This window comes from Microbulbifer mixtoriginis (SeqCode), from assembly GCF_052466715.1.
Genome location: NZ_CP174288.1, coordinates 284909 through 305539 on the forward strand (window position 1 = coordinate 284909; position 20631 = coordinate 305539).

At 48.6% G+C, this 20631-nt stretch carries 16 protein-coding genes; 8 read left to right on the plus strand and 8 right to left on the minus strand.

All coding sequences use genetic code 11. The annotated features are described in order from the left end of the window. The 5 genes from ACJJH9_RS01490 (at position 1) to ACJJH9_RS01510 (ending at position 4174) form a co-directional block, all read left to right on the plus strand. Positions 1-846 (plus strand): SDR family oxidoreductase, encoded by an 846-nt coding sequence (locus tag ACJJH9_RS01490; protein WP_444924055.1) that lies wholly within the window; start codon positions 1-3, stop codon positions 844-846. Between the two features lie 147 nt (positions 847-993). Continuing rightward, positions 994-1662: a response regulator gene (locus ACJJH9_RS01495; RefSeq protein WP_444910642.1), complete on the plus strand. Its 669-nt coding sequence runs from the start codon at positions 994-996 to the stop codon at positions 1660-1662. After that, complete coding sequence (locus ACJJH9_RS01500; protein WP_444924056.1) at positions 1659-3002, plus strand: ATP-binding protein; 1344 nt, start codon at positions 1659-1661, stop codon at positions 3000-3002. Before ACJJH9_RS01495 ends, ACJJH9_RS01500 begins: the two co-directional genes overlap by 4 nt. Next, positions 2995-3381: a cupredoxin domain-containing protein gene (locus ACJJH9_RS01505; RefSeq protein ID WP_444882921.1), complete on the plus strand. Its 387-nt coding sequence runs from the start codon at positions 2995-2997 to the stop codon at positions 3379-3381. The genes ACJJH9_RS01500 and ACJJH9_RS01505 overlap by 8 nt, the downstream gene beginning before the upstream one ends. A 10-nt stretch (positions 3382-3391) precedes the next feature. Next, positions 3392-4174: an FTR1 family protein gene (locus ACJJH9_RS01510; protein WP_444924057.1), complete on the plus strand. Its 783-nt coding sequence runs from the start codon at positions 3392-3394 to the stop codon at positions 4172-4174. A 718-nt stretch (positions 4175-4892) separates the two neighbouring features. On the opposite strand, the gene ACJJH9_RS01515 is transcribed toward ACJJH9_RS01510, so the two are convergent. From ACJJH9_RS01515 to ACJJH9_RS01530, 4 genes are all read right to left on the minus strand, one after another. After that, positions 4893-5342 (minus strand): GNAT family N-acetyltransferase, encoded by a 450-nt coding sequence (locus ACJJH9_RS01515; protein ID WP_444910638.1) that lies wholly within the window; start codon positions 5340-5342, stop codon positions 4893-4895. Between the two features lie 444 nt (positions 5343-5786). Continuing rightward, on the minus strand, positions 5787-6296 hold the full coding sequence (locus ACJJH9_RS01520; RefSeq protein ID WP_444924058.1) for a hypothetical protein: 510 nt from the start codon (positions 6294-6296) through the stop codon (positions 5787-5789). 281 nt (positions 6297-6577) lie between these two features. After that, positions 6578-7198 carry a hypothetical protein gene (locus tag ACJJH9_RS01525; RefSeq protein WP_444924059.1) on the minus strand — a complete coding sequence of 207 codons (621 nt, stop codon included), beginning with the start codon at positions 7196-7198 and terminating at the stop codon, positions 6578-6580. Positions 7199-7672: 474 nt separating this feature from the next. After that, on the minus strand, positions 7673-7960 hold the full coding sequence (locus ACJJH9_RS01530) for a hypothetical protein (RefSeq protein WP_444924060.1): 288 nt from the start codon (positions 7958-7960) through the stop codon (positions 7673-7675). Positions 7961-9242: 1282 nt separating this feature from the next. Between ACJJH9_RS01530 and ACJJH9_RS01535 the strand changes: the two genes are divergently transcribed. Then, the gene (locus ACJJH9_RS01535) at positions 9243-11789 is read left to right on the plus strand and encodes an alpha amylase C-terminal domain-containing protein (RefSeq protein ID WP_444924061.1); all 2547 of its coding nucleotides are present in this window, start codon (positions 9243-9245) and stop codon (positions 11787-11789) included. Between the two features lie 73 nt (positions 11790-11862). Here ACJJH9_RS01535 and ACJJH9_RS01540 read toward each other — a convergent pair whose 3' ends face one another. Then, on the minus strand, positions 11863-13764 hold the full coding sequence (locus tag ACJJH9_RS01540) for an alpha-amylase family protein (RefSeq protein WP_444924062.1): 1902 nt from the start codon (positions 13762-13764) through the stop codon (positions 11863-11865). 51 nt (positions 13765-13815) lie between these two features. Further along, complete coding sequence (locus ACJJH9_RS01545) at positions 13816-16257, minus strand: glycoside hydrolase family 31 protein (RefSeq protein ID WP_444924063.1); 2442 nt, start codon at positions 16255-16257, stop codon at positions 13816-13818. Between the two features lie 186 nt (positions 16258-16443). Here ACJJH9_RS01545 and ACJJH9_RS01550 point away from each other — a divergent pair, with 186 nt between their 5' ends. After that, a complete protein-coding gene (locus ACJJH9_RS01550) occupies positions 16444-17961 on the plus strand; it encodes an MFS transporter (RefSeq protein ID WP_108734680.1) in 1518 nt (505 codons plus the stop codon). Between the two features lie 177 nt (positions 17962-18138). Next, a complete protein-coding gene (locus ACJJH9_RS01555) occupies positions 18139-19545 on the plus strand; it encodes an alanine/glycine:cation symporter family protein (RefSeq protein ID WP_444924064.1) in 1407 nt (468 codons plus the stop codon). Between the two features lie 84 nt (positions 19546-19629). Here the strand turns inward: ACJJH9_RS01555 and ACJJH9_RS01560 are convergent, their stop codons facing one another. Both ACJJH9_RS01560 and ACJJH9_RS01565 read right to left on the minus strand, forming a co-directional pair. Next, complete coding sequence (locus tag ACJJH9_RS01560; RefSeq protein WP_252083479.1) at positions 19630-20037, minus strand: L,D-transpeptidase family protein; 408 nt, start codon at positions 20035-20037, stop codon at positions 19630-19632. Continuing rightward, positions 20034-20273 carry a hypothetical protein gene (locus tag ACJJH9_RS01565; RefSeq protein ID WP_444924065.1) on the minus strand — a complete coding sequence of 80 codons (240 nt, stop codon included), beginning with the start codon at positions 20271-20273 and terminating at the stop codon, positions 20034-20036. Before ACJJH9_RS01565 ends, ACJJH9_RS01560 begins: the two co-directional genes overlap by 4 nt. Between the last annotated feature and the right edge of the window lie 358 nt (positions 20274-20631).

Here is a 20631-nt window from a genome sequence, read left to right on the forward strand (position 1 = left end):
ATGACAGTAAAAGAAACGCTCACGGTGCTGGTCACCGGCGCCAGCGGCGGAATTGGTGGTGCCATCAGTCGTCTGCTCGCCGAGCAGGGCCACCGGCTGCTACTGCAGGGGCGCAATGCCGCGCGCCTGCAGCAGGTAAAAGCGGAGCTACCTCACAGTGACCGGCACCAGGTGTTCGTAGCCGATCTGTGTGACGGGGTCGCTCGCGCCGAGCTGGTGCGCAGCTGCAAGCAATTACCGGCTGGTGTGGATGTGTTGATCAACAATGCCGGTATCGCATCCTTTTCCCTGCTCAGCGATATTGGTGACGCGGAACTTAGTCAACTGCTGCATACCAACCTGATCGCGCCCATGGCGCTGACCCGCGACCTGCTGCCAATACTGCAACGCAGCGAAGGCGCCGCGATTATTAATATCGGCTCGGCCTTTGGTCATATCGGTCATCCGGGCTTTGGGGCCTATGGTGCCAGTAAAGCGGGGCTGCACGGCTTTACTGAAACCCTGCGCCGGGAGTTGGCGGACAGTAAGGTACGTGTGCACTACCTGGCGCCCAGGGCGGTGGATACCCCTCTCAACAGTGACGTAGTCAACGACTTGAATCGGGCACTCGGTAATAAGTCCGACTCGCCACAATTTGTCGCCGCCCAATGTCTGCGTCTGCTCCAGAGTAAACACGGCCGCAGACGCTTTATCGGCTGGCCCGAACGCCTGTTTATCAAGGTCAATGCGCTCCTGCCCTCTCTGGTAGATAGCGCGCTGGCAAAGAAACTGCCCCTGGTTCGCCAATTTGCCCGCGGGGAAACTCCGCCAACAGTACAGGATAAGACGGCTCCCAGCGCGCTTTGAGCGCGCCGGCCTTTTCATTCAACAACCAATTCAACAACCGCTCCCGCGCCACCCACTGCCCCGGCAAAGGCACTATGCTCTGGCGGTGGGTGAGGCCGTTGCACCGCGCTCTCCTTACCTGTTTTCATTGCTGAAGAGTCCAGGCCAATGCGCATCCTGCTGATCGAAGATAACCAATCCCTGGCCGAGGGGATGGTCACCGCCCTGCAGAGAGGGGGCTATGCCGTTGATCACGCGGCCCGCGGCAGTGAGGGCATTGCTCTGGCACAGGCGGCGATACCGGATGTGATTATTCTCGATCTGGGCCTGCCCGACCTGGATGGTGTGGAGGTGTTGAAACGGTTGCGGGCAAAATCGATTCGCTCGCCGGTATTGATTCTCACCGCCCGCGATGATCTCCCTTCTAAAGTGCAGGGCCTGGATGCCGGTGCCGATGACTATCTGACCAAGCCCTTTGCGGTAGACGAGCTACTGGCGCGCCTGCGTGCTCTGGAAAGGCGCGGTGGCAGCGGTCTCAGTGCGGAAATCCTGATTGGCGATGTGGCCATTAATTTATCCAGCCATACCGTGGCTAGGGCTGGGCAGGAAATAAAACTGTCGCGACGGGAATTCAGCCTACTGCGTGCCTTGGCCGAGCGCCCGGGCCATATTCTCAGTCGCGAACAGCTGGAAGATAAGCTGTACAGCTGGGGCGAGGAGGTTTCCAGCAATACTGTGGATGTGCATATCCACAATTTACGCAAAAAAATCTATCCAGAGTTTATTCTGACCATTCGCGGCGTTGGCTACAAACTGGAAGCGGCTGGCGGCGCATGAAGTCTATCCGTATTTTTCTGCTGATCGCGTTGCTCAGCATCATCATGCTGGTCAATTTTGTCTCGGCGCTGCACGGCTACCGCGATACCATGGCGGAAGCGCAGCGTCTGTTTGACCGCCAATTAAGCGCCTCCGCCAGGTTATTGGCAGATATGCCGGTGGCAACAGGGGCCGAGCGGGTGGTGGCCCAGCCCGAGGCTATGGTGATGCAGGTGTGGTCTGAGGATAAGAAATTACTGGTGCGCTCCGCCGATGCCCCGAAGCAACCCCTCAGTGAATTTGCCGTTGGCTTTAAGGAAATAAATTTCTCGGGCTATCGTTGGCGCAGTCTCGCAGAATACTTTCCCGATAATGGCCACTGGATTATCGTTGCGGAGAGATCTGACCTGCGTTACCAACTGGCAGAAAAACTAGCGATTGCCGCAGTACTACCGATACTGTTGGGCCTACCGATTGCCGGGTTGCTGATTTGGTTTGTAGTGGGGCGCGGCCTTTCCAGTTTGCGCAAACTCGCCGAAGACCTGCACAGTAAACGCGCCGAAGACCTGACACCACTGTCAGAGGGGAGCCCACCACAGGAACTGCTCCCGGTGGTGCAATCCATTAATGCGTTACTCGCGCGCCTGCAGGCCTCTTTTGAGCGCGAGCGACGTTTTTCTGCCGATGCTGCCCACGAACTGCGCACGCCCATCGCCGCCATACAGGTACACGCGCATAATCTGGAGAGTGATTTTAAGGGGACAGGGCAAACAGTAATACCTCAGAGCCTGGTTAAGCTGGAAGATAGTGTTCAGCGTATGGCGCACCTGGTAGAGCAAATGCTGGATTTATTCCGCACTACACCGGAACACTACCCGGCGCGCTTTGAAATACTCAATCTTCATGCCTTGGCCCGAGAGGTATTGGCAGAGGAATACCCGATCTTTGCCCAGAGAAAGCAACAGGTGGAGCTACTGGGTGGTAGGGTATTTCTGCGTGGCGACCGCTTCGCACTGACTATTCTTTTAAAAAATCTCCTGCGTAATGCGGCGAAATACACTCCTGAGGAGGGTCATGTGCAAGTGAGTACCCGGTTAATCAGAGGGGATATTCTTCTACAAGTGGAGGATTCCGGGCCGGGGATTCCAGAGAAAGAGTACCCTAGGGTTTTTGAACGGTTCTACCGAGTGGGTGGCGACCGCCATCAGAGCACTGCCCCCGGTTGCGGATTGGGCCTTTCCATTGTGCAGCATATCGCACGCCTTCACGGAGCTTCAATCGAACTCGGCCAGTCACATTTTGGCCATGGGCTTTCAATAACCGTGCGTTTTAAAAAAGCAAAGGAGAGCAAGGATGCTTAGTTGCTTACAAGGGCGAAGAAAAAACTATAACAAGCAGAAAAAGAGTGGTGCCTTGGCTGCTGGCATTTGGATCTTGGTTTCAATTTTATTCAGTGCCTGCGCTCCAGATACCAATAAACCCACTGTGAAATTAGAAATCCACAACCATCTTTTTAACCCTTCAGAACTGATAGTACCCGCTGATACGGAGATTAAACTGGTGATCTACAATCGAGATGCCTCTCCAGAAGAATTTGAGAGTTACCAGCTCAACAGAAAAAAAGTGATCATGGGCAATAGCAAGGCAGTGCTATTTATTGGCCCTTTGCCCGCGGGAGAATATCTGTTTTTTGGTGAATTCCATCCCATAACGGCTCAGGGAAAAATTATCGCACAGTAGCGAAAGGCTTATGTTGTTAACCTCTGTAATGGTAGTACTGCGGGAAGTGTTGGAAGTGGCGCTGCTGCTCAGTGTGCTATTGGCGACTACCCGAATACTGGATCTTCGCGCCCGCTGGTTTTATATCGCGCTATTACTCGGTGGATTGGCTGCAATCGTCTATGGTGAAAACCTTGCGCGAGTCTCCCAGGCAATAAATGGTACAGGCCAGGAGCTGGTGAATGCCGGAATATTAATCATAATCTATATATTATTAATAATAGTCACCACCTTGTTGTTACTTAACTGGCGTAAGCAGCAATACCATTTATCCATCATACAGGGCACTATGCTACTGGCTGTCACACTCGCGATTATGCGAGAGGGGTCAGAAGTTTATGTTTACCTCACTTCCTTTTGGCTGCACCCACCACTCTTACCCTCTGTAATAATCGGTGCATTACTAGGTGCTGGTATCGGCTATAGCTTAGGTGCATTGCTTTATTATTTTTTATGTAGCCTGCCACCCAAATATACTTTGGGGATTTCCTGTATATTACTCATCATCTTGGCTGCCGGAATGATCCTACAGGCTGTGCAATTATTTATTCAAGCAAATTTACTGCCTGGGCAAGAGCCCCTTTGGGATAGCTCCCAACTATTAAGGGAGGACTCAATCCCCGGACAGCTACTCTTTGCTATAGCTGGTTACGAAGCAACACCAACCCCTCTGGAAGTAATGGTCTACGCAGGCAGTATTTTTCTTATGCTGTGCGTGCTTGGGGGTGTTTATTATAGGTGTTCCAGAGATTAACTAGTGGGCAGATAAGTTATTCCATGTGGGTTTATTTACGCCTTTTCTTATTGGGGGAATTCTCGTAAATATTGTCTTTCATTCTTATGGCCGAATCATCCGTGTTTTCAAATAACACATATTCGCGCAATCTTGCTTTGAGACAGAGTGTATTAAATTTTGCGGCTGGTGTGTGCTTAGTGTTCATAATATAGCTTGAAATATATAGGTCTTTTAGGCCCCATTTTAATCTACACATGGGCTTCCATTTTCATGGGATTAGTCCTCTCATGAACACTATCTCTCTATTAAAGTCTATTTTTGTCTGCACAGGGAAGAGCTGTCCCCTTAGGCCAATTAAGGTGGAGAGCCATATAGGAGATACACAGAGAACAACCCACTCAGGACCAAGATCCAGCGTGATATTAGCGATATATAAAGTTAGCAAGCTTAATCCTGCTAAAACAATAAAGATAACATAGCAAGAGTTTCTCTTAATAGTTACTGTGCCATCAGTGATGATACATTTTTTGGATAAATTCATGGTCTACTAACTACTAGAATTTAAAATATGAAGTCTTCTACATAGTGGTTTTATCGTATATTTTATAAATAAAAATATGTATCTGACACTGATAGGCTAGTCAGCATACCTTAACAGTTTATAAAATCATTAAGCAGTTTAACCTGCTAAATATGAACCCTGCCGCAATCTGAAATATATATCGAAGAAGTGCCCTTAAGTGTAATGGAGCTCCATAATCGTTTCATCGAACTCATCCTGATCTACGACTTTAAATCCAAAACGCTCGAAAAAAGGTTTCATGATGTCATGTCCCTCAACATAACAAATGGATATAGAATTAAAGCCTTCAAGTTTTTTTATTTCTGCTAATACGAGTTTCACTGCTTCTGAACCGTAGCCTTGACCTTGAAAGCTGATGTCAATCAATAATTGATCTATAAAAATTTCGTTTGGTTTACCATCCTCATGATTTGGGTAATATTGGATAAAGCCAATGGGCTTGTCTCCAAGATAAACGCCTCGATTGATATAATGATCATAAAACTTGGATGCGGCAATAGCTTCTGATGGAAGAGCTACATAGTTTTCCTGCTCTTTTTTGATGTCAAGGTCAATCATATCGACCCAGTTATCTCTTGTTATTTCTCGTAAGTTAATACTCAATGATATAAATCCTTTTTATATACAATGGGAAGATTAATGTTAATGTATAGAGGTGGAACACAGAGCAATGAGTGCCTTTGTTCTACATTATTATGGGTTTACTTGAATCACTAGCTGCCGTTCTATGGTCTAAATACTTTCTTAGGCACTTGGCTTTATTGAGAGCTTTGCTTCTCAACTCGTAGTTATCACAAGCATATACATCAATTTTTTGAACAGGTAATAAGCTTCGCGATAATTTCCTTGGCTTTCTTTTATCAGTGAAAGATTATAGATGGTTTCAGTCTTTGATTCAGAGATACAGTCATTTGTCTCATAAAATACATATGAGGCTACTATTATAAGTGGAGCCAAACAAATTAATACAAGAGTTCCATTCCTCATTATAATTTTCACCGCTGGTGCTGCCTGAGCAGTCCGAAATGCTGAGTATATAGCCTTAACCTAGGAGCTGCGATATTGTGTTGGTTTTTGTATGTTTGCCCTGTGCTCTACGAGTCTGGAAAATCGACCTCTCACATAAGTATTAAATATATCATCCAGGACGTTATCTATCTCCTTTAACCGTGATTTTTCAGGATATTCTTGAATAAGATCCAATAATTGGAATGCTTCAGGTATAAACTTAATGCCGGTATTTTTAAGAGCTACTACTGTAGGGTCTACACACTTTCTAAACTCCTTTGGCTCTAACTCATAAAGATCATTAATTAAGATACATAAAATATATACAAAAGCAGCTTCTCGGATAAAGGACTCGTTGACTCCCAAGGAAAGACCCGGTGGATTGATAACTTCTACATTGAGCCAATCCCAACAAGTACCATCGTTAAACAACCAATATGCCGTTTGTCCACTAGTAAAACTTCCTTCATCCAGCAGTTGATAATAAAAGAAGGAAGCATGCATCATTGCGTTCAGTCCTCTTTCATAGTTAGAGCTATCAATTATCATATTTTTCCCTAATAGTATGTCGTATGGCAAGAGACGGTCGAGGCATGCTGTAGTCTTTCTGTCAAGTTGTGTATTTTCCCCACCTTAGTGAACTTGGCCGTATCGTTAGAAGAGCTATATCATATAGCCTAAGCCAATAATAATTTCACCTTCACGATAAATATGAGGAGAAACTTCCATATTTAATAGAGTTGGAGCGCCCATAAATACCCTGCCAGCAGTATCAAATTTACTACTGGCTGAGCTAAGAAGTGAATCGATAGTTTTACTTACATTGGTTTTTATGTATCACTCACTTTCTCGGCAGTTTCGACTTCCTCAAATTCACTAATAGTTTTATTATAAATCCCAATTAGGAAAACTTCTTGGCTTACTAGTTCTTCAAATTGATTTTTTACCAAGAAAAGTGCCTTTCTAGAATTTGGCTCATTAAATATTTTCTGTGAATTAAGGTTTGTGGATATATGTTTTAATGTTGTATTTACTCCCAATTTCTGTATTTTATATAATTTTGATAAAGCAAAGATTTTATTTATATCCAAGTTTGAGGAAACGCTTGACTGCTTTATAGTCTCCCAAGCAGAATCATCCAATACTTTCTGAGTTATTCCATTAGGCATTAGTTGATTTATCAGTGACCGTTGTTCATTATAGGACATAATAACGTCACCACCTTCAAGGGCTGTCTCATAATTTTTTAATACAGTTTTATGGTAGAAATGCAATTCATTTAATGTTTTTAGATTGTTTTTAAGTTCGATTTGTACCATTTGAAGTGCGCGCTCCTTCTCTTTTTCCTCTTTACTTGTTTCACGGTATTCATTGAGGAACAAGGCGAGTAGGACGCTAAATACAATTAAAAAAGAATCAAAAAATAACTTGCCAATTTTCGGCGATTTCAAAACCAAACTCCTTTTCTCTAAAAAAATATAGTGATTACAGCTAAAAAGAAACGTAGATCCAACACTGAAAGCTGGATCGGCTATAGGTGTCTTAACTTATGCAGCATGAGAATGTTAATATAAAATAAATTTTTGTCGATATAGAGTAAATTGGTGTTAATGTCAATTATGCCGCATAAAAACCAGTTTATCTCTATGTTATAGCTAATCCTGCTATTTAAGATCCGGCCAAATATGCATAGCGCACACCTAGTGATCAATAAGTGCCGGTTAGCTATAGCCCAATAAAAACTGAAAAATAGTAACAAGTAAATATACAATAAATCCACAGATTGTTGCGAGATTAGGTCTATCTATTATTTTTTCATATTCATGGTAAGTGGACTCTTTGAGAACTCTCCGCCAAAGCGTATCGAAGTGTAGACTAAGCTGCCTTTAGGAGGGGTTAGGTTCCGAGCCGGTTGACTGGTTTTGTTATGTTGCTTCACGTTCTTGACCTAACAACTGTTTTGTACGTTGCCGATAACCCTCTTCAAAGGCTACCAAGGCAGCCAACAATGCAGACAGAACCAGGCCCGCAGCGGGAATGCTAACAAGCCTAAGGAAGTCAATTGCTGAGTAGCCGAGAAATGGCCCGATGATGACCCCGACTATAATCCCAATAAAGCAAAGCACGGATAGTAGGAATATGGCTTGGGCACATGAAAGAACCGCAGAGAGATGTACACTTTCAATATTCTTGAATGGTATCAGATGTTTCATCAATTAAATCCTTTTACGGTTAGAAAACATAACGCGCGCCGTACAGGAGTGAGTCCATCCAGCGAAGGCGGCGATGTGTCGGTGATTATTATACACTTAATAAAGCAGTGACATCGCCCAACTCAAACCTAAGTTCATGAGTGAGAAAATACATTGTGCCGACGGTTAGCATGGAAAATAGAAGTCCTAGTAAGAAATAATGTCAATAACGTCGTCTGTATATTTTTCCCTTTTCGGTTAAATATTTTGGAAATACATTTTCCAGGCCAAAAAAAGTCAAATCAGCTGCTTATATGAGTTTGGCACTGATGTAATATTTGCGATAGTAGTCATCGTGATTACTGTCCCAATAATTCCTTAATACTCCAACATGAAGATTTGAAAAATTTATCTTCGATCTCGCTAGATCAAGATATAATAACCATAGTGAGATAAATCTCTAGGTCAATTTGGCCACATGCGTGAAAATATCCTGATTCAATCATGTGTTACATCAATGATTACTATAAAGCAGAATGGGGTGGCTTTGAAAAAGAGAGAATTGAAAACTTTGAGGACTGGCTATAAGTGATAGATTAGAAACCTATAGTGCTTGAGATTGTAACAAAATTTGTGGAAATAGGGCTGTAATTGCTTTGGATATCACAGGCTGATTTCAACCAGCTTATGTAATTTGATTTAAGTGCTGGGCTTCAAGCCCTACATTCTTACGAATTCATTTTAACCTAGTGGCTGTCACTAAAATTTAATTCTGTTGTTTTTTTGAACAACCCAATGCTTCTCATGTCACTAAGTTCAAATCCCTGCAGATAAAACTACTACGCCCCCCTGAAGGGGGATGTGTGCGTTAGTACCATTTCTTTACTCTGCAATAGGTCACACCCCAGAGAGAGTGGGCACTTGTGTCAGAGTTGCTAGGTTAGAAGCACTCTTTGAGTTAGGTATAACAACAATAACTAGGTTGATCTATTTCCTTGCCTGTCATTCTCTGGCAGTCATTTGCTCACACGGATACCAGCTTTTCGCTTGGATGTATCTGGCTGCTGAGCCTAGCCGTGATGCCTGGCAATTTGAACCTCATATTGACTGTTGTGCCCTTGGCTTCTTTTACCTTTGTTGGAAGAACCTTTCTCAGGTTAAGAGCTTGCTATTTCTCAACCGGTGACTTTGGTATTCAAATCCAGGAAATCTAGTCTCCTTGATTCGCTCATTTTGTGATTGAGGGCTCAGATACCTGGCTTTTAAAAAATAACAGCGAAAAGATGACTAAGAGAAAGCAATAATGAACAGTTCATTTCCCCTAAAAAGGCTACTGGCCAGTACAGGCCTTGTAGTTGGTACACTATCAAGTGCCCACGTTAATGCCGGTACCGCTTTTGTGCATTTATTCGAGTGGAGCTGGAATGATATTGCCAGTGAGTGCGAGAACTTTCTCGGGCCTAAGGGTTTTGATGCGGTGCAAATATCTCCACCCAATGAGCATATCAGCTTGTCCACTTGGTGGGCGCGCTACCAGCCAGTGACTTATACCAACTTAACCAGTCGCAGCGGTACTGAGCAGGAACTGCAAAGCATGATCAACCGTTGTCATGCAGCAGGTGTGAAAGTCTACGCCGATGCGGTAATTAACCATACGGCGGCCTGGAACGGCGGTGGCACGGGTTGGGGAGGCACTCAGTGGACCTTGCTGGACCATCCGGAGTTTTCTGATAACGACTATCACTCCGATTGCACCATTAATAACTACAATGATGCCAATCATGTGTGGAGCTGTCGGTTGAGTGGTTTGCCAGATTTGGATACTGGCTCCAGTTATGTGCAGGGAAAACTCGCTGGTTACCTGAGTAAATTAAAAGGCATGGGAGTTGATGGCTTCCGTATTGATGCCGTCAAGCACATGTCCCCCGGTGATTTACAGGCAATTGTGAATCAAGCTGGCAACCCCTGGGTCTTTTCAGAGGTTATTGGTGCTGCCGGTGAGGCCTCAGAAATCCAGCCTTACAATTATACCTTTCTAGGCCGGGTTACTGAATTTAAGTATGGCACCGATGTAGCCAGCAACTTTAACGGTCAGATTAAAAATCTTGCCACTATTGGTGAAAGCTGGGGACTGCTCTCCTCCAGTGATGCCGTTCATTTTATTGATAATCACGATCGCGAGCGGGGCCATGGTGGCGGTGGGAATCTGACTTATCACGATGGAGCCAAATACAATCTGGCCAATGTCTTTATGCTCGCTCACCCCTATGGCTACCCCAAGGTAATGTCCGGGTATAACTTTACTGATACCGACATTGGCCCTCCCAGCAGTGGCCCGAATAACTGTCAAAATGGTGCCTGGGTCTGCCAGCATCGCTGGGGCAATATCGCCAATATGGTAGGTTTCCGTAACTATACCAATGGCACCGCCATGAATAATTGGTGGGACAATGACAACAACCAGATTGCCTTTGGCCGTGGCGACAAAGGGTTTGTGGTGATCAATAATGAGGGAGGCTCTCTGAACCAGACGCTATACACCGGCATGCCTGCAGGGGATTATTGCAATGTGTTGGCGGGCGATAACGAGTGTAGTGGCGATGTGATTACTGTAGATAGTAGCGGCTATGCCACCTTTAATGTCGCTGCTAACTCTGCCGCGGCAATTCATGGTGGGCAATTGGCGACGCCTTGTGACGATTGTGCTGAACCTGGTTTCCCCAGCCTTTACTTTCGCGGTACCGCCAACAACTGGGGTAGTACGGCATTCGAACAAGTGAGTGATAATACCTGGCAATTAGTTGTGAACTTTGATGGTCAGGCGGACCAGCGTTTTAAGCTGGATATTTATGGTGATTGGACAGAGAACTACGGCGATGATGGTGCCGATGGTACTTTGGATAAGACCGGTGCAGATATTTATACCTCTGTGAGCGGTAATTACCGAATCGAAGTTAACGACCAGAGCCTGAGCTATAGCCTAACTGAAGTTTCCTCACAGCAGGCACCGGTTGCGGTTGTCACTCCCTCAGCAGTAACCGTTGCGGTGCATGAAAGTATCACGTTGGATGCCAGCGCTTCTAACGATACCGATGGCAGTGTGGTGTCTTATAGTTGGAGTAGTGGTGGCAGCAACGCTAGTACTTCCCTGAGTTTTGCCAACGCTGGAACCTATGTAGAAACCGTAACGGTAACGGATAACGATGGCCTGACTGACAGTGCCACTGCCGCCATTACTGTGACTGACCCCAACGGAGGTTATGCACAGAACTTCACGGCACTGCATTTTCGGGGAACGCCCAATAGCTGGGGCACCCAGGCCATGACTCTGATAGCAGATAATATCTGGCGTACTACAGTGGCATTTGATGGCAGTAGCAACCAGCGTTTTAAATTTGATGTAAGCACTAACTGGGATGAAAATTACGGGGACAACAATGCCGATGGTTCTCTGGAACAGGGTGGCGATGATATTTATACCAATGTTGCTGGTACTTATCTTGTTGAAGTGAATGATAAAACACTTAGTTATACCCTGACTTGTGTGGATTGCGGCAGCCATGCCTCTAATTTTGCCTCTCTACACTTTCGTGGAACGCCAAATAACTGGGGAGCTGAGGCTATGCAGTTAGTGGCGGACAACCTTTGGGAAATTTCAGTTAACTTCGATGGTCAATCCCAGCAGCGTTTTAAGTTTGATGTGAGTGGCGATTGGAGTGAAAACTATGGTGATAGTGACTCTGATGGAACTTTGGAGCAGGGTGGTTCTGATATTTACACCTCTGTTACAGGGAACTATAAGGTGCAGATGAATGATCAGACCTTGATTTATAGTCTGGTAGCCCAGTGAATATTATCTAGTATTGATACAGAAAACCCGGCTTTGAGCCGGGTTTTCTGTAATAAAAGTTTGTATTTGCTAGTCAATTGTCAAGCTTGAAGATATGGCCTTCAAAGGGGGGAAGATTAAGTGTTATTCGCCCCTGGCCATTTTGGATAACCAGCTGTTGCTTCGCATTGCTGATCTGCCCTTCTAATGCATAGCTGCCGTCTTTCAGTTTCCACTGTTTAAGTAGCTCATTGGGGATCAGCAGTTCGAATTTGCTGGCCTCTCGATCAAAATTTGCAACGATCAAGAGTTTTTCCGTTTTATTCCAACGCGCAAAAGAAAATTGTTTTTCCCCATAGCCTGAGTTTTGCTTGCGGTTGTAGCTGTGCAAGTCCAGGTAATCGCCAAGTAAGGTCGGGCTCTGTTTGGAGAAATTAAGCAGGCGCTGGTAGAAGCTGCGCAGCTCTTTTTCTTCTTTTGTCAGCAGTGCAGTGTCAAAAGCGCCCTCATTGTTCCAGCGGCGCACACTGGGTACTGACCAGTAGTCGAAAATGGTGGTGCGGCTGGCTTTGCCGAAGCCGGTATCTTTGTTGGCGGGTTCTCCTAACTCCTGGCCAAAGTAAACCAAGGTAGGGGCTGGAGAGAGCGTGGCAGACACCAGCATTGCAGGTTTGCCTGCCTCTGGGTTGCCAGAAAATTGTGGGCTGGCAATACGCTGCTCGTCGTGGTTCTCCATAAAGCGCAACATATGAGAGGAAATATCTACCAGGCTTGCCTGCACCTCTGCGATTTTATCTGTGCTGCCCTTGTTCTCCATGACCGCACGAATAGCATCGTAAGTGCCGACTTTATCGTAGAGGTAATCCATTTTGCCCAGATGCAGATAGTCCCGGTAGCGCTCTGGAGTATAGATTTCGGCAAGTAACAGTGCGTTGGGGTCGCGCATTTTGATGGAGGAATTCAGGTAGCTCCAGAATTCTACCGGCACCATACCGGCCATATCATAGCGGAATCCGTCCACGCCAAAGTCCAGCCAGTAGTGGGCGATATCGCGGAATTTTTCCCAGGTGTCTGGGACTTTCTTGTCTGCCCAAAACTGGGCGTGGGCCCGGTAGTCGCGCTCGGCATACTCCTGGGGTAGCTCAGAAAAGTTCTTGCTGTTATCGGGGCGAACGCCAAAATTAATTTTGACGGTTTCATACCAGTCGTGCATGGCAGGTTGTGCACTGCGCGCGCCATTACCGGTCCATTTAGCTGGACTCTCTACAAACTGCCCATCGACAAGATCATTGGCTTCGCCATTGAGTGGCTGATAACTGTCTTCTGCAACGGGCACGCGGAAGTCTTCGCCCACCACATAGTAGAAATTGTTGTTGCGGGCGTAGGTGACCTGGGTGTTGTCGCCAGCTCCAAAATCCTGCACGCCTTGGGGTTTATCGAGAGAATGATAGGCGCGGGCTACATGGTTGGGCACTATATCGATAATTACTTTCAGGCCGGCCGCGTGGCTGCGTTCCACCAGTGCGCGGAATTCCTGTAATCGCTCTGCTGGGTTATTGGCTAGGTCTGGGTTTACGCTGTAGTAATCCTTGATGGCATAGGGAGAGCCGGCGCGGCCTTTGACCACATCTGGATCATCGTTACTGATACCGTATTCCGTATAGTCGCCAACGAGCGCGTGGTGCAGGGCGCCGGTGTACCAGATATGGGTGGCGCCCAGCGCGTGGATTTCATTCAGTGCTTTTGGGGTAAAGTCGGAGAACTTGCCCACACCATTCTCTTCGAGTGTGCCCCAGGGTTTGTTGGTACTGTTAGTGTTGCCAAATAAGCGCGGTAGCACTTGGTAGATAACGGCTTTTTTCTCCGCAACTTTTTCAGCGGGCTGTATTTCTTCCGGGCTGCTCTCCTGGCTGCAGCCGGCAGTGCCGAATAGAGCAGCGCCCAGTAGGGAAGCCGAAAGGAGTTTGGCAATAAACAGGGAATGTAACTTCTTCATTGTTTCCTGATGACTTTAAATTTTTTTGTCAGTGAACAGCGGTTTGCTGAATTATTGATTTTTGAGCACTAAATCCAGCGGTTCTTTGTGCCAGTCAAATTTAACCAGCAGTTGCTGCTTGCGCTTGTTGTACCAGGCCCCACGGGGTGCCTGAGCAAAGTCTTTTTCACTGTCGAAAATAGGCAGGGATTCGCCGCTAATATCAAGCTGTGCAGGCACTTGTTGCCAGTTGTGGATCTTTAAATTGACCTTGCGGGATTCCGGCATACCGGTATAACCGTCTCCTTCACGCTTAAAGGCGAAGGTTAAACCCTGCTGTTTGTTTTCAGCTGAGAAATGCAGTTTCTCGTATTTGCCTTTTTCAAAAGCCTGAGCGGTAGCGCCATCATCTTCATAAACATAGCGCTCGGACTTTGCTGCTGATGGGTGCGCGTAGTAGTCCAGGGTCAGGTTTTTACTGGAGTAATCGCGGCTGCTGTGAATATCGTCAATGGTGGGAATAATGGCGCCGGCCCGCACCAGTACAGGAATAGTTTTCAGGTCCACTTCTACCTGGGCCTGATCGCCAGAATATTGTTCATCAGTCCAGTAATCGAACCAGGTGCCGCCGGGCAGCTTTACCGCGACCTCATCCACATCTTCTTCCACGACCGGGGCAACGAGGAAGTCCTGCCCCCACAGGTAGGCATCCTTGTAGTCCAGGAGAGATAGGTCACTTTCGTTTTCGAAAAACAGCGGGCGCATCAGTGGCATGCCGGTCTGGTTGTTTTCGAAGGCGAGGGTGTAGTTGTAGGGCAGCAGGCGATAGCGCAGTTTTACATATTCGCGCAGGATATCGCGGGTGCGGCGGTCGTGGAAAACCGGCTCGGAAGCAATATGCTCCTGGGCGTGCGGGCGGTAAACCGGTTGAAATACGCCGTACTGTAACCAGCGGATGTAGAGTTCGCGGTCAAATTTCTCACCGCCGGCAAAGCCGCCCAGGTCTGAATGGGTGTAGCCAAAGCCCTGCAAGCCCATACTCAGAGCCAATTCCACCTGGGGCTGTAAGCCACCCCATTCCCGAGCGACGTCGCCGGTCCAGGGGATCATTCCGTAGCGCTGGGAGCCGGCAAAACCGGAGCGCATCATAATAAAGGGGCGACGCTCAGGGTGCTTTGCCGTTTGGCGTTCGTGCAGTAATTGCGCCCAGGCGTGGCCGAAGGCGTTGTGGATTTCATCGGCCATACCGATTGCGTGAACGGTATCGGAGGGGTGAACTTCCGGTTCACCCAAGTCGCCCCACCAACCGGCTACGCCCTGTTCCAATAACCCGTCGTAAATATTCCAGAACCAGTCGCGGCCATCTTCGGAGAAGATATCGATCAGGCCGGTATTGCCGAAATAGAAATTAAAACGCTTGGGCTCTCCGGCCAGGTTTTTGGCCAGGGCATTATTCGCCACGGCTTCCTGCCAGCGCTCGGAGGTGGAGAGGACAAAAGGTTCGGTCACCAGGATGGTATTGATGCCGCGTTTTTTAAGGTCGGTCATCATCTTTTCTGGTTCGGGAAAGGCTTCCTTGTCCCAAGCCAGGTTGCCCATATGGCCTTTGATATCCGGGCCAAACCAGTAGAGGTCCAACACCAGGGCGTCCAGGGGGAAATCTTCTTCGGCAAACTTATCCACGGTTGCGCGGACTTCAGCTTCGCTGTGATAGCCAAAGCGCGAGGCGAAGTTACCCAGGGCCCAACGGGGTGGCAGGGGCTGTTTGCCGGTGGTGGATACATAATTTTCCAGCAACTGTGGATAAGTATCACCGGCTACCACGATGTAAGCGGTGCGCCCGGCTACAGCTTCAAATTGCAGGATATCTTCTTCGTTTGCGCCCAGATCCAGGGTGCCGGTGGCAGAGTTGTCGAACAGCAGAATGTATTTGTTGCTGGACAGTACTGCTGGCAGGGAAAAATACATCTGGTTGGATTCGGTGGTGTATCCGTAATGGGCACGGTTATACAGAGGCAGGCGTTGACCGCGACGGTCCATCCCCATAACCCGCTCTCCGCCACCCAGCAGTTTTTCCTCTGGCGACAGTGCGAAACGGAATCCGCGCATCGTCTCGGTGGCAAAGAAACCACTCTCTTCACTCAGGATTTGTTCGCTACCGCGCAAGTACTCGATTCGGAAGGGAGACTTGTGGATGACTGCAGTAAGCGAGCCAGTGCGGTAAACGAGCTTGTCCCCTTTTTGCTTCAGCGTAGCCTCGGGTCGGCCGGCAGAATCGCTGGCCAACGCAAATGAGGGCAACTGCTTCAGGCCTTCGCGGCGATAGTGCACCGATAGCGCTGACGGACCAACCGGGGTGAGGGTGACCTCGCCCTCACTCGTCTGTACAGTTAGTGAGTCTTCGCTCATGGTGTGATCGCGGTAGTTGCGCTGTTCAGCGGCCAGGGATTGAGCGCTCAGGCAGAGTGTAGCTGCGAGACACACCAGGCGCAGGAGTGGGAGTTTTAGGATCATCGCGCGGGACTTCAGTTGCTTGATTAGGATTCACAGTTTCGTGTTGGCCCGGCGTATACGCATGGGCCTGAGTTTATCCTAAAGCGAAGGATCTGGCCCGCATCCTCCCCTATGGGGGAGGATGGATGCTCCGGGAGTGCGTGTGAGAATGGCAGAATAAGCATAACTAGTGATGCGGTGACCTCTATGACCCAATCAGCAAGCAGCGCCGTTGCGCCGCAAGCCCAGCAACCGCGCTTGCCCTTTTGGCAGGTGTGGAATGTCAGTCTCGGTTTTCTCGGGGTGCAATTTGGCTTTTCTCTGCAAAATGCCAATGCCAGTAGAATCTTGTCTGATCTGGGGGCGGACCTTCACTCCCTGTCTCTATTCTGGATAGTGGCGCCGCTAATGGGACTGATCGTACAGCCGATCGTGGGTTCGGCCTCGGATCGAACCTGGAGTCGCTTCGGTCGCCGCAACCCCTTTATCCTTTTTGGTGCCATCGCCGCAGCCCTGGGGATGGCGTTTATGCCCAATGCCGGGATTGTGGTGGCGATAGTGGCCCCCATTATCTTTGGCGGCGTTATGTTGGCCCTGATGGACGCGGCCTTTAACGTGACCATGCAGCCTTTCCGCGCCCTGGTATCCGACATGGTGCCATCAGAGCAGCGCACCCTGGGTTACTCGATACAGTCTTTGCTGATTAACATTGGCGCCATCTTCGGCTCCATGTTGCCATTCATCCTGACTAATGTGATTGGTCTGGAAAATACTGCCCGTGCGGGAGAGGTGGCGCCCTCCGTTATATGGGCTTTCTATATCGGCGCCACAGTGCTGCTGGGCAGTGTGTTGTGGACTGTGCTGCGTACCAAGGAGTATCCGCCAGAGCAGTACAATGCCTATAAAGGTCTCGACTCCGCGCAACTTGAGCGGGAGAGACAGCAAAAAGCCCCACTGGCAAAGCGCTTGATCGGTTTTTTCCAGCTGCTAATTAAAATGCCGCGCACCATGCGCCAGCTGGCCCTGGTGCAATTCTTCTCCTGGTTTGCCCTGTTTATTATGTGGGTTTACACCACGCCTGCGATCACTCAGCATGTTTGGGGAGTGGAAGCCAAATGGTTTGATCCCGCCTATCTGGAAAGCGTCAAAGAAATTCCCGCACATATCGCTGCCGCTAAGGGTGCTGCCGGTGACTGGGTAGGAATTATTTTTGCTGCTTACTCCCTGTTTGCAGCGATCTTCTCTATTGTCCTGGCCCGTTTGTCTCAGGTGCTGGGGCGTAAGCTCACTTATTCCCTATCGCTGGCACTGGGCGGTTTGGGATACATCAGCTTCCTGTTCTTCCAGGGGGGCGATCCCACACAGGTGAATCTGCTGATTACAGAAGTTTCCGTACCCAGTGGCGCCCTGGGATTACTGTTACCGATGGTGGGTGTGGGCATTGCCTGGGCCGCTATTCTGGCGATGCCCTATGCGATCCTCTCCGACTCGCTGCCGGCGGATAAGACCGGTGTTTATATGGGGATTTTTAATTTCACTATCGCCGCACCACAAATTGTTTCTGCCCTGGTAGCTGGCTTGATATTGAAAACAGTTTTCGAAAACCAGGCAATTTACATCATTGTTTTGGCGGGGGTGTGTATGTTGCTTGGCGCTATATCGGTGGCGCTGGTGAGGGAGAGTTCAGAACCCGAGCCCGCATTAAAGGCAACTACTACAGCTTGATAAAAAGTTGTAAAAGATCGTTAGAAAAGCCCCTGTTTGGGGCTTTTTTATTGCTGGGATTCCAGGTTTCCCCAAATTTTTCGCATTTATGGGGCTGCAGAGTTTTATGGCGGCATTTTGACAGTCTGGTGTGAGCGTACCTAGACTGGGCGGATCTCACCGGAAATGAATTAAGTTATGTCGATATTCCCTGCTATTGATCAGGCATTAGAGGCTTTTGCCAGTTTTGTCTGGGGTCCCCCCTTATTGGTGCTACTCGTTGGTGGCGGCCTCGCGCTATTAATCTATTCTCGTGGCCGTCCCTACCGCCATCTTGGGCACAGTATTGGGCTTTTAAGTGGCCGATATGATGATCCCAATGACCCTGGCCAAGTGAATCACAGTCAAGCGCTATCCACAGCGCTTTCGGGAACCCTGGGACTTGGCAATATTTCTGGGGTTGCCATCGCAATTACGATTGGTGGGCCTGGGGCGATTTTCTGGATGTGGGTAACCGCCCTGGTGGGGGTGGCTACCAAGTTTTATACAGCGACGCTGGCGGTGATGTTTCGCGGTCGCGATGCCTCCGGGGAACTGCAAGGTGGCCCCATGTATGTTATTCGCGAGGGGTTGGGCCGACGCTGGATGCCGCTCGCGGTACTGTTTGCCGTGGCGGGACTCTGCGGTATGTTGCCAGTGTTTCAGTCCAATCAAACCACGCAGCTATTGCGAGAGTCTTTTGCTGAACCCTTGGGTTGGGTTGCGCCCGGAGGCTCACTCACTTTTGATTTTGTTATTGGCTTATTAATTGCTGTTGCATCGGCTTACGTTATAGCCGGTCGTATCCAGCGTATCGGTAAATTCTCTGCAAGAGTAGTGCCGGGCATGGTGCTATTTTATCTGGGCATGACCCTTGTGGTAATTGCCAGCTTCTGGGAGCAGGTACCGGCAGCATTTGCGTTAATTTTCTCCGATGCTTTCAGCGGTCAAGCTATTGCTGGAGGTACTCTGGGTTCGGTAATCACAGTAGGGGTAAGCCGGGGCGCATTTTCTAATGAGGCGGGTATAGGCACAGAGTCTTTGGCCCATGGTGCAGCGAAAACCCGTGAGCCCGTTCGAGAAGGCGTGGTTGCCATGCTGGGCCCCATTGTAGATACACTGGTTATCTGCACTTGCACTGCCCTGGTGATACTACTGACTGGCGCTTGGCAGCAGGAAGGGGATATTGCCGGCGTTACCCTGACTGCACAGGCATTTTCTCAGGTGTTTGGGCAGTTCGGCCCAATTTTGCTACTGCTAATGGTCCTTCCGCTGGCTTTCAGCACTATCGTTACCTGCTGGTATTACGGCATGAAATGCTATGTTTTTCTTTTCGGTGGCCGCTGGCAGGGTCTTTATACCGGGCTCTATATGATACTGATTGTATTGGGTGCGGTGGCTTCTCTGAGCGCGGTCAACAGCATTATTATTGGCATGTACGCCGTAATGGCTGTGCCCACTATGGTTTCCACATTACTGCTGGCACGGCATGTAAACCGTGCAGCGCATGCGTATTTCACCCGTATGGAAGTCGCAAAGCGGGAGGGGGCAGAGGCCTCTCAATAGCAGACGTTTTTCCAGGCAAAGAAAAAGGCGGACTTAATAGTCCGCCTTTTTTATGGTGCCTTTTCACAAGTGTCTAGATTTTACCTAAGGCACAACAGATACCTTTGTGCCGACTCTGGCGTGGCGGTAGAAAATCTTCGCCATATGCCAGGGGATGCGGATACAGCCATGGGAGGCCGGGTAACCGGGTACATAACCGGCATGCATGGTGACTGGGCCATTAATCCGCATCATGTAATCCATTGAGGCTCCTCGGAAGCGAGACCCGGCAGGCTTGCGATGGCGGCGTACATCCACATTACTGCGCAGTACTTGGCCACGAGAGCTTATATAGTGACCGTACAGGTTGGAGCGGTGGCTGTATTTCTTCTGTGAAATACGAAAGTTACCAGTAGGAGTTCGGTGGCCTGGTTTACCGGTAGAGACCGGGGACATACCGGCGAGACGTCCTCCCTTATAGAAGTAGGCCATCTGGTCACTTAAGTCGATCACAATACGCGGTGTACCTTGTACATGGCCTTTAAACCACATATGCCGACTATTTTGTGGTTGAGTTTGTTGGTATCTGCCGTATCGAGAATATGCCCTTTGGTTCCTGCTGTATCGAGAGTAGCCCCTTTGATTCCTATTGTATCGGGAGTGTCCCCTATACTCTCTCCGGTACCTGTAATCCCTGCTATATCTGGAGTGCCGGTCATAATGCCCTCCATGCCCCTGATGAGCGACATACCTTGAGCCCTGGCGGGAATAAGGATTGGAATAATCCGCAGCATAGGCCAGGGGGGCCAATATTGCCGATCCAACAACCATCAGCGCAGCGGCGAACGAAGCGTTTTTGCGTAGAGCTCCTTGTACCTTTTGTAGGGATGTTTTCTGTCGTGTAGGTATAATTTGATGGTTTTGCAGCGAAGGTCGGTTATGCATTACACACCTCTCTATTGCCAGTGGGCCGTGTAAACAACCATGGATTTAGAGCCTAACCATTGCCTGCCAGGGTGCGGTATCCTTAGCACCCAATCAGAAGCACGGCGCAGGTCAGAGATTTCCCCAAAGCAGCTCCCCGTATACTCGGCCTCAGCTGCGGGA

Excerpts from the sequence above, each read along its gene's own strand:
- ACJJH9_RS01490 (WP_444924055.1), top strand. The coding sequence starts at position 1 with ATGACAGTAAAAGAAACGCTCACGGTGCTGGTCACCGGCGCCAGCGGC.
- ACJJH9_RS01495 (WP_444910642.1), top strand. The coding sequence starts at position 994 with ATGCGCATCCTGCTGATCGAAGATAACCAATCCCTGGCCGAGGGGATG.
- ACJJH9_RS01500 (WP_444924056.1), top strand. The coding sequence starts at position 1,659 with ATGAAGTCTATCCGTATTTTTCTGCTGATCGCGTTGCTCAGCATCATC.
- ACJJH9_RS01505 (WP_444882921.1), top strand. The coding sequence starts at position 2,995 with ATGCTTAGTTGCTTACAAGGGCGAAGAAAAAACTATAACAAGCAGAAA.
- ACJJH9_RS01510 (WP_444924057.1), top strand. The coding sequence starts at position 3,392 with ATGTTGTTAACCTCTGTAATGGTAGTACTGCGGGAAGTGTTGGAAGTG.
- ACJJH9_RS01520 (WP_444924058.1), bottom strand. The coding sequence starts at position 6,296 with ATGATAATTGATAGCTCTAACTATGAAAGAGGACTGAACGCAATGATG.
- ACJJH9_RS01530 (WP_444924060.1), bottom strand. The coding sequence starts at position 7,960 with ATGAAACATCTGATACCATTCAAGAATATTGAAAGTGTACATCTCTCT.
- ACJJH9_RS01535 (WP_444924061.1), top strand. The coding sequence starts at position 9,243 with ATGAACAGTTCATTTCCCCTAAAAAGGCTACTGGCCAGTACAGGCCTT.
- ACJJH9_RS01540 (WP_444924062.1), bottom strand. The coding sequence starts at position 13,764 with ATGAAGAAGTTACATTCCCTGTTTATTGCCAAACTCCTTTCGGCTTCC.
- ACJJH9_RS01545 (WP_444924063.1), bottom strand. The coding sequence starts at position 16,257 with ATGATCCTAAAACTCCCACTCCTGCGCCTGGTGTGTCTCGCAGCTACA.
- ACJJH9_RS01550 (WP_108734680.1), top strand. The coding sequence starts at position 16,444 with ATGACCCAATCAGCAAGCAGCGCCGTTGCGCCGCAAGCCCAGCAACCG.
- ACJJH9_RS01555 (WP_444924064.1), top strand. The coding sequence starts at position 18,139 with ATGTCGATATTCCCTGCTATTGATCAGGCATTAGAGGCTTTTGCCAGT.
- ACJJH9_RS01565 (WP_444924065.1), bottom strand. The coding sequence starts at position 20,273 with ATGTCGCTCATCAGGGGCATGGAGGGCATTATGACCGGCACTCCAGAT.